This window comes from Peribacillus sp. NPDC096622, assembly GCF_044762665.1.
Lineage (GTDB): Bacteria > Bacillota > Bacilli > Bacillales > DSM-1321 > Peribacillus > Peribacillus frigoritolerans_B.
In genome coordinates this window covers 161,496-176,459 of sequence record NZ_JBIWES010000006.1, presented here as the reverse complement: position 1 = coordinate 176,459, position 14,964 = coordinate 161,496, and the positions used below count along the sequence as shown (strand labels likewise).

The window sequence follows — 14,964 nt, the reverse complement described above, 5'->3', positions numbered from 1 at the left end:
TATGGACCATTTAGTCTTTGAAGTGGGAACTGCCCTACTTCTAGTGGCATTAGCCGCTCTCGTTGCAGGTAAATTCAAAATATCAAATGTTCCACTATTAATTATCATCGGGATGCTCGTTGGTCCCCATGCCCCGCACTTCGGATTAATTGACCTGCGTTTCATTGAAAGTGATGAAATCATAGCATTCCTCGGTCGTGTCGGTATTTTATTCCTTCTGTTTTACCTAGGGCTTGAATTTTCCGTCAAAAAGCTTATGAAGTCAGGGAAAAATATCGTGACAGGCGGAACCTATTACATTTTAATCAACGTGGGAATGGCCTTGCTGTATGGTTTCCTGCTCGGTCTTCCGTTAAAAGAGGTCCTGATATTAACCGGGATCATCAGTTTTTCTTCAAGTGCCATTGTGGCAAAGGTACTTGTGGACCTTAAAAGGACCGGTAACAATGAAACGGAGCTTATCCTTGGCATCATCATGTTTGAAGATATCTTCCTCGCTGTTTATTTATCAGTCGTATCCGGATTGGTATTAAGCTCTTCTGGTTCCGTTTGGGGAACATTACTTTCTACATTTATCGCGATTGGGTATATGCTGATATTTTTCGTTATCGCCCGGAAAGCATCTGGTGTCCTTAACAAATTATTCAATATAACCTCCGATGAGATTTTTATCATCGTCGTGTTCGCATTACTATTCTTCATCGCCGGTTTCTCGGAAACGATTCATGTTGCGGAAGCCATTGGTGCATTACTGCTCGGCCTGGTCTTTTCTGAAACGGAACATAGCGACAGGATTGAGAAACTTGTCATTCCCTTCAGAGACTTCTTCGGAGCCATATTTTTCTTCAGCTTTGGCTTGAGTATCGATCCGACGACCCTTGGCGGAGCTGTCTGGATGGTTCTTGGAGCTGTCATCATCACCATAATCGGTAACTTTGCAGCTGGCATGATTGCCGGACGCAAATCCGGTTTATCTCACAGAGCTTCCGCAAACATCGGTTTAACGATCGTTTCGCGCGGCGAATTCTCCATCATTTTAGCCAACTTAGGCATTGCCGGAGGTTTAATGCCTATATTAACCCCGTTTGCGGCACTTTATGTTTTAACCTTAGCGATTCTTGGGCCGATCCTTACAAAAGAATCCAAACACATCTATAATATCCTAAATAAAGTATTCAAATGGACCCCTCCGAAGGTTCAAAAGGAGCAGGAAAAAGAAGTCCAATAGAGAAAAAAGGCCAGAAATTGCTGTCTGGCCTTTTTCCGTTTACCTTTTATAACTCACTTACATGATTAATACTTGTTATACAGTGGGCATAAAATCATACCTAGTAGTAGTATTGGTGCCGTCCTTGAAGTATCATCAGCACCTATTCACAGTTAATCGAGAAACTTTCGAGAATTTGGGATATTAATTGACTTTAAGCATTTAAAATTGACTTGCCTCTCTCTCCAAATTTGTTTTTCGTAATTACGGAGTTCGGATCAATCACACGGGAGTAGCTGTAGGTTATGTCATTGTCACAAACTTCTACAAGCGCACGGATTAGAGGTTTCAATTTCTTTTCTATTAAGGATTAACTTATAGTAACAGAGGGAATAGAAGCAGATAGCCTAAGTAACTATTCAGGAGTGATGCCCAGATGAATAAGTCGATCCAATTTTCAAAGAAACTTATTAAAGAAATAAAGGAAGATCGTGTGACCGGGCTGGCAGCAGAACAAGCTTATTACTATTTACTGGCACTATTCCCTTTGCTCATTTTACTGCTGTCCATATTACCTTATCTGAATATCGATATTCAGACAGCACTTGACACGATAAAAACCTTCATGCCTGCGGAAACGATGGAAGTCATCGAGAAAAATATCATCAACATATTATCTGAACGGAACGGCGGCTTACTGACTTTTGGTTTCCTTGGAACCATATGGTCCGCTTCCAACGGAATGAATGCGTTCATCCATTCCATGAATATCGCCTATGATGTGGAAGAAACAAGGAATTTCATTAAAGCCCGCTTCATTTCCATTATATTGACATTAGGTCTGGTTGTAGCATTCATCGTCATGTTGGGTCTCCCCGTCTTCGGAAAAGTCATCATCGAATTATTACAGCAAGTCATTCCGATCCCTGAAGAAACGCAAATATTATTCAGCTTATTACGGTGGGTCATCGCGGTTGTGGTCATCTCACTTGTCCTTGCCTTTTTATATCGCTTTGCACCGAATAAAAGTTTTCCCATTAAACATGTCATCCCTGGGGCAGTGACCGCAACTGTACTTTGGCTGGGAATATCACTTGGATTTTCATTCTATGTCAGTAACTTTGCCAACTACTCTTCTACATACGGCAGTTTAGGGGGCGTCATCATCTTGATGCTTTGGCTGTATTTGAGTGGTCTGATTTTTGTGATCGGCGGAGAGATCAATGCAATTCTTCATCGCCAAAATTCCATTCCAAAAAAACCGTCACGCACCATCGTTCATCCTGTCCCGCTTAAAAGGTAAATCAATGAATGACATTGAAGATTGAAAAGCGGCTGTCCCATTCGGACAGCCGCTTTCCTATTTATCCCTTATTGACAAACTCTTCATATCTTTCATCATGGGCCAGCCATGCAGCGTATTTCCGCTTAATGTATTTTTCCGCTTCTGCAAAAGTATCGAATGTTTTTTTCTGTTGTTTTCCGTTGATTTCTACAATCCATTCCTCTTCTTCATCTTCATAGATGAATATGTCCTGTTTGTCTCTCGTTGAATATAGGCAACCCTCTGGGGATTCTTTTACATTCAATTGATTTTTATGTGCATCTCGTTTAAGCGGCTCGGAATAGAAGGTCTTTTCGACATATTGGCTATATGCCTTTTCGGACATCGTACAACCGGCAGCTTTTTGGTGGCCGCCACCATCATACTTGCCAGCAACCTCAGAAACATCAATATCATCGTGGATTGTCCGGAAGCTGATTCTTTTACCTCCTACCATCAGGATGGCTATATAATCCAGATGCGAGAACTCTTTCGATAGTTCATTACCCAATTCTGAGTGGTATGACTCTGCATGGACTACACCAGCTGTATGGGGACCGACCGTGGCCTGATAAACTTCTCTTTTTTTCCTGTTTATGTACCGATCTACTCGACTCTCTTCAACATTCAGAAGCGTTTGCTCCACTTCGTCAAAAGAAAAACTTTCAGCCGTGGACAGCTTATTTGCGATTTTCATTTCGAATTCCTCTATCGGAATCATGAAAAACAGGTCATTCAATCGCTTTGCCGTTGTATTTTTATTGACTTCCCATTCCCAAGTATCGTATTGACGGACCAATTCAACGAATTCAGCGACAATGCTTGAAGGTTCCAGCAATTTATTTTCAACTGCATACTGATAGAATAATGACGTGGCTGCCGTCTGTTTACCATCTTCCTGTTCGACAGTTACAGATGCCCAATCATGTTCGTTCAAATGCAGTGCTGACTTATGATGATCAATCAACAGCGCCTTGCCTCCATCTTCCACAAACTGAGTAATCATTTTTTCGTTATCTTCATCAACCGATAGATCAGTAACGATCAATGTATCTTCAATCTTGGCCTGCTCAAGAAATGCTCCTACATTCTGATTAAGGCGGCCAATTGAATTATAACTAACCACTACTTCTTCTCCGAATGCCAGCTTGGCTACAATGCCGCAGCCGACTCCATCTAAATCATTATGTGTAAAGAGATGGTACACACAAACCCCTCCTAATAACTAATAAATTTACTTTTCCCTAAAGACATGAATTTCAATTGCAATCTTTACAATTGTAGCATAATCATATCCGCATATTTTATCATGCTTCCATTACGTGATGCTTTTGTTCGGTTTTTTTTAAAGAAATTCCCTAATGATTCTTTATTTTCCATAATTTATTCTAAAAAAATTTGAAAACCCATTACTTTGAAATCGAGATATTTCCATTGAAGAGGTTGAGGCGGGTGTCGAAGATCAGCACTAGCTAATCGATCAATGGCAAGGAACTTTACGAACTTTGAAAAATTGCTGAATGGTTTATGAAAGTTGACTCAATCAGACCAAGATCCAGCACATCAAAAAAAGCCGCAGGAATATTATTCCCTGCGGCTTCCTTATGTGAAATCACTGTTCTATCAATTTTCCAAGGTTAGCCATTTCAATGGCACTTACTGCAGCTTCATAGCCTTTGTTACCTGATTTTGTTCCAGCACGTTCAATGGCTTGTTCAATATTCTCAGTTGTCAGCAAACCGAATATAACCGGTACACCTGTTTCCAAAGAAACGGAAGCCATCCCTTTAGCTGCTTCATTGCAGACATAATCATAATGTGAAGTAGCACCCCTGATTACCGTTCCAAGACCGATTACCGCATCATATTTACCTGTATTCACAAGTTTCTTAGCAATTAAAGGAAGTTCAAAAGCACCCGGTACCCAAGCGATGTCAACATCATTCTCATCAACGCCATGACGCTTAAGGCCATCCAATGCCCCTCCTAAAAGCTTGCTTGTGATAAACTCATTAAATCTTCCTACCACGATTCCGACTTTCAATCCTGATCCGATTAATTGTGCTTCAATAGTTTTCCCCATGTCCAATTCCTCCTAATTTTTAAAAACAATATTATTTTTTTCATGTTAAGATTTAATTCCTTAAAAATCCTTCAAGCTTTCGGGATGTTCAGTTCAAGTTCCTGTTTCCCGATTTTATCATTGTGTTGAAGATACCGAATCAAATCGGCTATCGTAATGAATTTCAGGTTGAATTTATCAGCGATGACTTCTAAATCGGATACGCGGGCCATCGATCCATCTTCATTCATGATCTCACAAATGACACCGGCTGGAGCGGCACCGCATAACTTCGCCAAGTCCACCGATGCCTCCGTATGTCCTGCCCTTCTTAATACGCCGCCTTCTTTAGCGACTATCGGAAAAGTGTGACCAGGCCTTTGGAAATCTTCAGCGACCGAATCTTCATTAAGAAGCTCAAGGATGGTCAAGGACCGTTCAAAAGCACTGATTCCTGTAGAGGTGCTTTTATGATCGATACTTACCGTAAAAGCAGTGCCATGATGATCGGTATTTTCTCCTACCATAGGATGCAGTTTCAATTTTGCTGCCAGTTGTTCAGTGATGGTTGTACAAATCAAACCACGTCCATGAGTCGCCATGAAATTAATCGCTTCCGGTGTCGCCTTTTCGGCCAACACTACAAAATCCCCTTCATTTTCACGGTCTTCATCATCGGATACGATTACTACCTTGCCAGCCTTCAAATCTTCTATTGCTTCTTCTATTGTATGGAACATCATTACACCGCCCTTTTATTAGAATCCATGCTCTGCCAAAAACTCTAAATTCAGTCCTGGTTTTGGATTGCCATTTTTCATTTGATGTATTATATATTTCCCTATCATGTCGTTTTCGATGTTAACGATATCTCCAGCCGCTTTTTGTCCCAATACGGTGTCCTGATGAGTCAATGGAATCAATGATACTGTCAAAAGGTTCCTTTCGATCCCAAATATCGTCAAGCTCGTTCCGTCGATGGCCACGGAACCTTTTGGAATGCAAAAGGTACTAAGCCCTTCTTCCAATTGGATTACATAATATACGGCATTTTCTTTCCGTTCTTTTTTTATGATTGTTCCGGTTCCGTCGATATGACCTGAAACAAAATGACCGCCAAACCTTCCCTGTGCACTCATGGCTCGTTCGAGATTAACAGGTGATCCCAATTTTAACGTCCGGATCGAGGAAGCTTTGACCGTTTCCGGCATCACGTCGACCGTAAATAAACTTTTCGTGAAGGACGTTACCGTTAAGCAGACCCCGTTTACTGAAATACTATCCCCCAGATGCACATCTTCAAGGATTTTTTCAGAACGAATCGATAACTCCATACTGCTTTTTCCTTTTTTCAAGGAATGGACGGTACCGATATCCTCAATGATTCCCGTAAACATGTTTTTCCCCCTTTTATAAAATATAAAAAACCCCTTAGGATGACCTAAGGAGTTAACAGGAGAAATGAGTGAAAAAAATTGTATACTTAAAAAGCCTAATATTTTCATTTTCGAAAAATTAGGCGTACGTATACACTTGGGTTCCACACGTCCTTCTCCCATCCAGACTGTACTGTCGGCTTTGGAATCTCACCAAATCCTGCCTTTAACAGGCTCGCGGGCTTAGAATTTCTTCATCACCGCCGGTTGGGATTTTCACCCGACCCCGAAGGACTAAATTAATATGAATCTTTGAATATTTTATCACCATAATGTGAAGATGTAAAATTTCTAACCTTAAATGGTTCAATTGTTACAGAAACTTCCTCCTTTTATGAAATATCGACCCCCAAGTCCCCGATGTGCTCCAAAAAGGTTAACCAAGGTAAATATGTGGAATAGGGTTAGAGGATCACAATTCAAGTAAGGAGGAAAAACATGCTTATTTCCATCATTAACTTGATATTCTATCTGTTCGTCGTCACGATGAATTTTTCAGCCAATTTCCTGCCATTGAACGGCCAGACATCAGGAAAGATTTCCGATAAACTGGATGTCCTTTTCACTCCTGCCGGTTATGTATTTTCCATTTGGGGCTTGATCTATTTCCTGCTCGCCATCTGGGTCTTCAGGCAGTTTTTAAGTAAATATCAAAACAGCCCTGCTTATAAGGCATCCTTCCCTTGGTTCGCTTTAAGCTGTGTCCTGAATGTTGCTTGGCTTTTGGCTTGGCACTATGAACACCTTTTGTTATCCGTATTCATTATCATTGCTTTGTTGGTTACTTTAATGATCATTTATACAAGCATAAAAAAAGTGGAACACACGACTTTCGACCTATTTCCGTTTTCCGTTTATACAGGCTGGGTAAGTGTTGCAACCATAGCTAACATTTCTTATTACCTCACCTATATCAAATGGGACGGTTTTGGGGTTTCCAGATTAAACTGGACGATCTTCCTGCTGATTGCAGCAACAACCCTTGCCTTTGTCTTTGTAGGTAAAAACCGGGATTGGTGCTATCCTCTCGTATTCGTTTGGGCGTTCATAGGCATCGGGATACGAAATAGCGGCGCCTATCCGATAATCACAGACATATCTTATATCCTGGCTGCCATCACTTTTATCGTATCCATCACCATCTTCATTAAAAATAGAAGGAACTAAATGAGGGATATGGTACCCTAAAATGCTTGCTGAAGATCTTGCCATACATCCTGCCAAGCTTCAAGGCCAACTGAGAGACGGACCAGCTGGTCACTGATGCCCATTTGTTCTCGTGAATCTTCAGGAACGGCAGAGTGCGTCATGGTAGCGGGATGCTGGATCAATGTTTCGGCATCCCCTAGACTTACGGCAATTTTGATAAGTTTCAATTTATTGAGGAATACCTGTCCATCCTGTTTTGTGCCATGCAATTCGAAAGAGATAAGGCCGCCGCCATGTTTCATCTGTTTTTGCATTATATAGTGATCCGGTGAAGCATCATCACCTGGATAATATACCTTTTTCACCTTTGGATGTTTCTTAAGTTCATGAAAGATTGCCGTTGCATTGGCCGAATGACGGTCCATCCTGACAGGCAAGGTCTTTAACCCCCGCAATAGTAGCCAGGCATCGAATGGTGAAATGATTCCACCGATATCTTTCTGTGTAGTCCCAGCTATATGATTCATGAATTCCTTTTTACCCACCACAAGTCCCGCAACGACATCCCCATGCCCGCAAAGATATTTAGTAGCGCTATGAAGGACGATATCACAGCCATATTCAAGCGGTCTCTGTAGGTAGGGCGTCGAAAACGTATTATCGACCACGACCGTCACATTATATTCCTTCGCAACCCTCACCACCATCTGTAAGTCGATCATTTTCATCGTCGGATTGATCGGGGTTTCTACATAGATGCAGGTCGTTTCCGGCCGGATCATTTTCCTAACCTGTTCTTCTGTATCCATTTCACAAAAATCATGAGTTATCCGGTATTTATTTTTCATTAGCTGTAGAAGGCCAAATGTACAACCATATAACCCCTGTGAGCAGAGGATGTGATCATCTGTTTTAGTTAACGCAAAAAGTACCGCTGAGACGGCAGCCATGCCTGAACCGAAAGCAAGACCAGCTTCCCCGCCTTCCAGTGCGGCAATCTTTTCTTCTAGCACTTGTACCGTTGGATTTCCAAGGCGGGAATAAATATATCCATCTTCCATACCGGCAAAACGCCTCTCCCCTTGCTCGGCATTTTCGAAAGTGAATGTTGAGGTTTGGAATAAAGGTGCTGCCAAGCTTCCCAAATGCTTCTTCGAGTCATATCCTTCATGGATGACTGCCGTTTCAAATTGTTTATACTTTCTTGTCATACCGTCTCCTCCTAACCTATGTCTATTTCTATCATATGTCAAAAAACCATATAAAGGAAGCGTTTTCATTCATATAAGTGGACCATGAATTCAGGAAATATTATCTGGTTTTCTGTTCAGTTGGATTCTGCAAATTGAGCAACTCTTTTAATTTTAATCCTAACGGGAATGTAAAAAAAGGGACAGCCGCCATGGCCGTCCCTTTTTCCGAATCATTCATCGACTACGATGTTTCCACCATAGAAGGTTACTCTCGTTAATGGAATCTCCAGTTCACGAGCCATTTTTTTCAGCTCCCGCTCTTCTCTTTCCGTTACGATTGAAATGACCGTGCCATCTGCACCTGCACGCCCAGTTCTACCGGATCTATGGATATATTGTTCGATGTTGTCAGCCATATCAATATGAACGACCGCAGTAAGACCTTTAATATCAAGCCCCCTTGCCGCTACATCCGTTGCTATAAGCATCGGGGATTTTCCGGAACGAAGCTTGCGCAGCGCTTTCTCCCTGTCGACTTTATTGGATTCACTGTGAAGCACGCCCATTTCAATACCTTTATAACTCAGCTTTTCATGTAAGACGCTCAGCTCCGCTATATCATTCAGGAAGGCAAGTGCCTTCACATCTTTAAGTCTTGTGATTTTCTCGAGAATCTTGGACTTTTCCCGTCTCTCAACAACAAAGTAAAGATGGTCCACCTTTGATTCCATTTTTTCATGCTTATCGATCTTGATCATTACGGGTTCATTCATGAATCCCCGGGCCGCTTTTTCCGTTTCTTCTGGCAGGGTTGCTGAAAACACCATGATTTGCCGATCCTTTAGCGTTGTTTTGATGATATTATTGATTGTTCCCATATGCTCTGGAGTGATCAATTGGTCACCTTCATCAAGCACTATCGTCTTAACTTCATGCATCTTCAATTTCTTTTGGGCAATCAATTCGTAAATCCGCCCCGGTGTTCCAGCAATCACTTGTGGACGCTTCTTCAGTTTGTCCAACTGCCTTTTCACATTAGCACCGCCGATGAATGCTGCACCCGTAATGCCGCTTCCCTCTGACCAAATGCGAATTTCTTCATTGATTTGCATGACCAGTTCTCGTGATGATGCCAGAATCAAAGCTTGGGGCGACTTTTTTTCAGGATCTATCTTTTCCAGCAATGGCAGTAAATATGCTAATGTTTTTCCCGTACCAGTCGGTGATTCGGCCATGATATCCTTTCCCTCGACAATCACGGGAATCGCTTTCGTTTGAATCGGAGTAAGCTGTCCGAATCCGGACTTTTTCCAGACCTCTTGTATATATGGTTTTCTATCGTTCACTATTGCAGGTAATTCGCTCATATCGTTCTCCTTTAATATAAAACTTTTCCTATCTTTCATAGTACCATTTATTCTTGTCCTGTAGCCAACGGAATACGAATTGTAACCGTCGTCCCTTTGTTTATTTCACTTTCAAAATTCATTTCCCCCTGAAGGCGATGAACGATCTTCCGGCAAATTGCAAGCCCGATCCCTGTTCCCTTTTCCTTCGTCGAATAAAAAGGCTCACCGATCCGTTCAAGACGCTCTGGCACCATTCCCATGCCATTATCACTCACGCTGACTACAGCTTGTCCATCGATGGTTTGCAGCGATATATCAATTTCTCCATTATCCTCAATCGCTTCAATGCTGTTCTTGACGATATTGATTATCAACTGTTTAAGTTCAATTGAATCAGCCATAATATAAATCGGTTCGGCGGTTTTAATCCTTAGCCCCATTTCGATATTTTTCAAATTCGTTTCTGCCTTCATCAACGTGAATACCTGTTGTAAACTGTCGGCAAGATCGATCCTGCAGAATGCGACATCCTGTTTCTTCCCAAGAACCAAAAGTTCACTTGAGATAATATTGATTCGGTCAATTTCCTTCAACATGATATCAGAATGCAGCGGGTTCACTTCCTTGGTCATATCCATTAACTGTACAAATCCTTTTAACGATGTCAGCGGATTCCTTATCTCATGTGCGACGGCCGCAGCCAGATGTCCGATAACAGATAGCTTTTCAGACATGATCATCAATTCCTCTTCGCGCCGCAATTCAGTAATATCCCTAACGATTGCATATACTCCAAGCATTTCCGAGTGAACGATGATCGGTAAAAAAGTTACACGGATTATCCGTTGTTCATCACTGCTATTCTGAATGGTCGTTTCGAATTTTACAGCCTCCCCTTGAAGGGACTGTATAAAGAACTCAGATACTTTATCACTTTCATTCCAGTTGAGGAGATGATTCGCATTCTTGCCTTTCAAATTGTCACTATGATGACCTAACAGTTTTTCAGCTTCCGGGTTTATCGAAACAACATTTCCTTCGAGATTCAGCTCAAGGATACAATCCGGGTTATGCTTGAATAGCGACCGATACTGTTCATCCTTCAGAATGAATTCCTGTTGGGACCTCAACATTTCCCCCGTCCAATACCTGATTATGAAGTATAGGAAAAGCCCTGTTATGAATATGAACATCCACCCTTTGGAATGTTGAAACATTGCATATATCTGAACATCTGCCCTTGCCCGCGACATAGAGATGTAATCCGTAACGATAATCCATAAGACCCCAATGAATATATATATAAAAGCCACTTTACATGCAATTTTATGAGATTGGTTCATATTTTTTCCTTTGTATTGTTTTTTGGTTTATTATTCCCAAATCACTCAAAAAAAGCCCTCATGTTTTCAACATAAGGACTCTATGGATATTGTACCATATATATTGCATTCATTGTTTTATATCGTATAAAAATCACCGGCATTTTAACTGGACCTTCAATAAATCAAGAGAGGTTTTTAATGGCTTGATTGAATTCTTCTTCTATATCTTTTGCAGGCTTGGCCGATAATAAGCTGAAAACGACCACCGCTATTGAACCAGCGATGAAACCAGGAATGATTTCGTATACTCCAGCGAACTTATCGATCATATCCCAGACAATCACGGTTGCCGTACCGACAATCATTCCCGCCAGGGCTCCCCATTTCGTCATCCGTTTCCAATACAGGCTTAACAGAATGACAGGACCGAATGCCGCCCCAAAACCAGCCCATGCATAACCAACCAATTTAAGAATCGTACCGCTTGGATTAAAAGCCAATAATAGGGCAATGGCAGATATCGCCAATACACCAAACCGACCCACCAGCACTAACTCCTTATCAGATGCATTCGGCCGAATGAACTGCTTATAGAAATCATCTGTCAGAGCACTTGCCGATACTAACAGCTGTGATGCAATCGTACTCATGACCGCCGCTAAAATCGCAGCCAACAAGAAGCCTGTAATTAAAGATGGAAACAGTTCTTTAGATAAAATGATGAAGACGGACTCCGCATTCCTTTCCCCTAAAGGACTGTTTGTCAGGTTAAAATAAGCTATCCCCACCAATCCGGTGAACATCGCTCCGACGATAGCAAAAATCATCCATCCCATACCGATTCGCCGTGCACTTTTCAATTCTTTAACAGATGAAACCGCCATGAATCGAACGATTATATGAGGCTGCCCGAAATAACCAAGCCCCCATGCCAGAAGAGATATGATGCCAATGGTTGATGTTCCTTCAAAAACATGCAATAAATTCGGGTTAATCGATTTTATTTCATTAAAGGCAGGATCCCAGCCCCCAATATTTATAATCGTGACAACTGGTACTAGAATTAAGGCAATGAACATGATTGTACCTTGTACGAAGTCCGTCCAGCTGACAGCCAGGAATCCGCCAAATAATGTATAAAGAATAACGACGCTCGCCGTCAGCCAGATGCCCCACCGGTAATCTAAATGGAAAGCCGTACGGAAAAGCTCACCGCCCGCTACCATGCCCGAAGAAGTGTAAAAGGTGAAGAAAATTAAAATGACCGATGCTGATACCACTTTTAAGACCCGGGAGCCATCTTTAAACCGATTTCCCAAAAAGTCGGGAATCGTAATCGAATTGCCGGCAATTTCCGTATATGTCCGAAGTCTTGGTGCCACGAATAACCAGTTTAAATAGGAGCCTGCACACAAGCCGATGACAATCCAGCCAGCACTCAACCCGCTTATGTACATCGCACCAGGGAGACCCATCAACAGCCAGCCACTCATATCGGAAGCCCCTGCACTCAATGCAGTCACAGCCGGGCCCAAGTTCCGGCCGCCAAGCATGTAATCGGTTAGGTTAGCCGTTTTCCGATACGCCAAATAGCCAATTAGCAGCATACCTGCCATGTATATTCCAATTGATATTATAATTCCATACTCCAAAATGAATCCTCCTATTTATAGGTTAATTTTCATCTTGTAAGCTTATCAGAAAAAAAAACATATGTTAAGAAGTTCTTGCACCTTTCAACGATTTCACTTTCAATATAAATAAGAAAATTCATTTTATTAGAATAAATCATTTTGGAGGAATACGCCATGCAATCCCATATCAATCAGCCAGATGGAGTCTTTCCCTCTGTTTGCTCTCTTGACTGTCCTGATCAATGCGGTTTACTGCTGCACAAAAAAGACGGGAAAATCATTAAAGTTCAAGGAGACCCTGATCATCCAGTCACCAAAGGTAATATTTGCAACAAAGTCCGAAACATGACTGCTCGCCTATATGACCCCAATCGCTTAAAACAGCCATTAAAGCGCATAGGTCCGAAAGGGGAAGGGATTTTCGCTCCAATCAGCTGGGAAGAGGCCATTGATATAATCACTTCCAAATGGAAAGACCTGATCGAATTGCACGGACCGGAAAGCATACTTCCCTACAGCTTTTACGGAAACATGGGGAACCTCAGCGCCGAGGGGATGGATCGCCGCTTTTTCAACAAACTCGGTGCAAGCATGCTCGAGCGTTCCATTTGTAATGCGGCTGGCTCAGTCGGATACAGCTATACAATGGGTGGTTCATTCGGCATCGATCCAGAAGAAACGATTCATACAAAGCTTTTCATCATGTGGGGCATTAACGCTGTGAGCACAAATATGCACCAAGTGACGCTTGCCCAGCAAGCCCGAAAAAACGGGGCCAAAGTAGTTGTCATTGACGTACATAAAAACCAAACCGGCAAGTGGGCAGATTGGTTCATTCCGATTCTGCCTGGCACCGATAGTGCACTCGCCCTCAGATTAATGCATATACTATATGCCGAGAATCTAGTCGACCAGCCCTTTCTCGATGAATACACAGTGGGTGCTGCTGAATTGCGCGAACACGTCCGCCAATATGACCCTGCGACCGTCTCCGCGATAACTGGCGTTCCAATTGATGACTTATATGAACTAGCCAGGATGTACGGCACCACAAGTCCATCATTCGTTCGGATAGGCAATGGCCTGCAGCACCATGACAATGGAGGCATGGCGGTACGTACCATTGCCTGCCTGCCTGCACTTACCGGCCAATGGATGGCGGAAGGCGGCGGAGCCATCAAAGGTAATTCAGGATATCTAGCCTTTAATATAAATGCCTTAAGACGTCCTGATTTATTGCAAAATAAAGCTACCCGCACCATTAATATGAACCAAATCGGTCAAGCTCTTCTGGAAAAAGAAAACCCGATTCGCTCCATGTTTGTATACGGATCAAACCCAGCACTTGTCGCTCCGAATGCAAATAAGGTGCAGGAAGGTCTAATGCGGGAAGATCTATTCACAGTTGTCCATGATCTATTCTTAACCGAAACGGCCATGTTTGCCGACCTCGTCCTTCCTGCCACATCATCTTATGAAACGGAGGATTTTTATAATTCATACTGGCATAATTACGTGCAAATACAAAAACCTGTAGTCGAAAAATATGGCCAATCGAAATCGAATGTTGAATTGTTCAAACTGTTAGCTATTGGAATGGGATTTGTGGAACAAGCATTTAGAGATTCAGAGGAAGATATGATACGGCAGGCGCTGAATTTTCCCGATAACCCGCATTTGGAAGGCATTACCTATGACTCCCTCTCAAAGAATCAATTTGTCAAAGCCAAAATGCAGCCGCTGTTCCCAGGAAAACTCCCGACACCAAGCGGTAAAATCGAACTTTATTCCGAACGGATGAAACAGGATGGATACGAGCCTTTGCCAACATATACGCCAATCATAAAAGACAGCGACCTGCCATTTTTATTCATTCCGGCACCTAATCACAATTTCTTGAATTCAACCTTTTCAAATAATGCCAAACATATCTCCATGGAAAAGGAACCGAAACTGCACATGAATGCCGCTGATGCCAAAACAATGGGGATAGCCGCCGGAGATATGGTTAGAATCTGGAATGATCGCGGTGAATGTTTGCTTACCGCTGCTCCCGGTGAAAATGTGTTACCCGGCGTACTTGTCAGCCAAGGCTTGTGGCAAAATGCACCTAAAACAAAACAACACATCAATTCCCTTACCCCAGATCGCCTCGCAGATATGGGTAATGGCGCCGTTTTCTTTTCAGGACGGGTTGATCTTGAAAAAGTCCGACAAAAGTAAAACAATGTTTAGCATTCTTTAAATATATCTGCGATTTCTACATTTTATTTGCGTTTTTCTAT

At 42.2% G+C, this 14,964-nt stretch carries 11 protein-coding genes, 1 pseudogene and 1 riboswitch; of the genes and pseudogenes, 4 read left to right on the top strand and 8 right to left on the bottom strand.

Annotation, left to right across the window (positions count from 1 at the left end):
* The first annotated feature begins 1 nt into the window (after position 1).
* Entirely contained in the window at positions 2 to 1,228 is a 1,227-nt protein-coding gene (locus ACIQYG_RS13515) for a cation:proton antiporter (RefSeq protein ID WP_402838755.1), read from the top strand.
* A 415-nt stretch (positions 1,229 to 1,643) separates the two neighbouring features.
* Positions 1,644 to 2,510: a YihY/virulence factor BrkB family protein gene (locus ACIQYG_RS13510; RefSeq protein ID WP_402838753.1), complete on the top strand. Its 867-nt coding sequence runs from the start codon at positions 1,644 to 1,646 to the stop codon at positions 2,508 to 2,510.
* A 61-nt stretch (positions 2,511 to 2,571) separates the two neighbouring features.
* On the opposite strand, the gene ACIQYG_RS13505 is transcribed toward ACIQYG_RS13510, so the two are convergent.
* From ACIQYG_RS13505 to ribE, 4 genes and pseudogenes are all read right to left on the bottom strand, one after another.
* On the bottom strand, positions 2,572 to 3,738 hold the full coding sequence (locus tag ACIQYG_RS13505) for a DHH family phosphoesterase (RefSeq protein WP_402838751.1): 1,167 nt from the start codon (positions 3,736 to 3,738) through the stop codon (positions 2,572 to 2,574).
* A 405-nt stretch (positions 3,739 to 4,143) separates the two neighbouring features.
* Positions 4,144 to 4,614: a 6,7-dimethyl-8-ribityllumazine synthase gene (gene ribH / locus ACIQYG_RS13500; RefSeq protein WP_048685088.1), complete on the bottom strand. Its 471-nt coding sequence runs from the start codon at positions 4,612 to 4,614 to the stop codon at positions 4,144 to 4,146.
* Between the two features lie 80 nt (positions 4,615 to 4,694).
* Positions 4,695 to 5,333, bottom strand: a pseudogene (ribB, locus tag ACIQYG_RS13495) (3,4-dihydroxy-2-butanone-4-phosphate synthase); the annotation flags it as partial.
* Between the two features lie 18 nt (positions 5,334 to 5,351).
* Positions 5,352 to 5,990 carry a riboflavin synthase gene (ribE, locus tag ACIQYG_RS13490; protein ID WP_402838750.1) on the bottom strand — a complete coding sequence of 213 codons (639 nt, stop codon included), beginning with the start codon at positions 5,988 to 5,990 and terminating at the stop codon, positions 5,352 to 5,354.
* 146 nt (positions 5,991 to 6,136) lie between these two features.
* A riboswitch (FMN riboswitch) is annotated at positions 6,137 to 6,267 on the bottom strand.
* Between the two features lie 200 nt (positions 6,268 to 6,467).
* Between ribE and ACIQYG_RS13485 the strand changes: the two genes are divergently transcribed.
* A complete protein-coding gene (locus tag ACIQYG_RS13485) occupies positions 6,468 to 7,196 on the top strand; it encodes a TspO/MBR family protein (RefSeq protein ID WP_402838748.1) in 729 nt (242 codons plus the stop codon).
* Between the two features lie 17 nt (positions 7,197 to 7,213).
* On the opposite strand, the gene megL is transcribed toward ACIQYG_RS13485, so the two are convergent.
* From megL to putP, 4 genes are all read right to left on the bottom strand, one after another.
* Positions 7,214 to 8,389: a methionine gamma-lyase gene (gene megL / locus ACIQYG_RS13480; protein ID WP_402838746.1), complete on the bottom strand. Its 1,176-nt coding sequence runs from the start codon at positions 8,387 to 8,389 to the stop codon at positions 7,214 to 7,216.
* Positions 8,390 to 8,601: 212 nt separating this feature from the next.
* Complete coding sequence (locus tag ACIQYG_RS13475; protein WP_402838744.1) at positions 8,602 to 9,738, bottom strand: DEAD/DEAH box helicase; 1,137 nt, start codon at positions 9,736 to 9,738, stop codon at positions 8,602 to 8,604.
* Positions 9,739 to 9,785: 47 nt separating this feature from the next.
* Positions 9,786 to 10,853: an ATP-binding protein gene (locus ACIQYG_RS13470; protein ID WP_402838741.1), complete on the bottom strand. Its 1,068-nt coding sequence runs from the start codon at positions 10,851 to 10,853 to the stop codon at positions 9,786 to 9,788.
* Between the two features lie 374 nt (positions 10,854 to 11,227).
* Positions 11,228 to 12,697, bottom strand: a complete 1,470-nt coding sequence (gene putP / locus ACIQYG_RS13465) for a sodium/proline symporter PutP (RefSeq protein WP_402838739.1) — start codon at positions 12,695 to 12,697, stop codon at positions 11,228 to 11,230.
* A gap of 156 nt (positions 12,698 to 12,853) precedes the next feature.
* Here putP and ACIQYG_RS13460 point away from each other — a divergent pair, with 156 nt between their 5' ends.
* Complete coding sequence (locus tag ACIQYG_RS13460) at positions 12,854 to 14,902, top strand: molybdopterin oxidoreductase family protein (RefSeq protein WP_402838737.1); 2,049 nt, start codon at positions 12,854 to 12,856, stop codon at positions 14,900 to 14,902.
* Positions 14,903 to 14,964 lie beyond the last annotated feature (62 nt).

Bases quoted from the DNA above. Each gene is read 5' to 3' on its own strand.
- ACIQYG_RS13470 (WP_402838741.1), bottom strand. From the start codon at position 10,853: ATGTTGAGGTCCCAACAGGAATTCATTCTGAAGGATGAACAGTATCGG.
- ribE (WP_402838750.1), bottom strand. From the start codon at position 5,990: ATGTTTACGGGAATCATTGAGGATATCGGTACCGTCCATTCCTTGAAA.
- megL (WP_402838746.1), bottom strand. From the start codon at position 8,389: ATGACAAGAAAGTATAAACAATTTGAAACGGCAGTCATCCATGAAGGA.
- ACIQYG_RS13515 (WP_402838755.1), top strand. From the start codon at position 2: ATGGACCATTTAGTCTTTGAAGTGGGAACTGCCCTACTTCTAGTGGCA.
- ACIQYG_RS13510 (WP_402838753.1), top strand. From the start codon at position 1,644: ATGAATAAGTCGATCCAATTTTCAAAGAAACTTATTAAAGAAATAAAG.
- ACIQYG_RS13460 (WP_402838737.1), top strand. From the start codon at position 12,854: ATGCAATCCCATATCAATCAGCCAGATGGAGTCTTTCCCTCTGTTTGC.
- ribH (WP_048685088.1), bottom strand. From the start codon at position 4,614: ATGGGGAAAACTATTGAAGCACAATTAATCGGATCAGGATTGAAAGTC.
- ACIQYG_RS13475 (WP_402838744.1), bottom strand. From the start codon at position 9,738: ATGAGCGAATTACCTGCAATAGTGAACGATAGAAAACCATATATACAA.
- ACIQYG_RS13485 (WP_402838748.1), top strand. From the start codon at position 6,468: ATGCTTATTTCCATCATTAACTTGATATTCTATCTGTTCGTCGTCACG.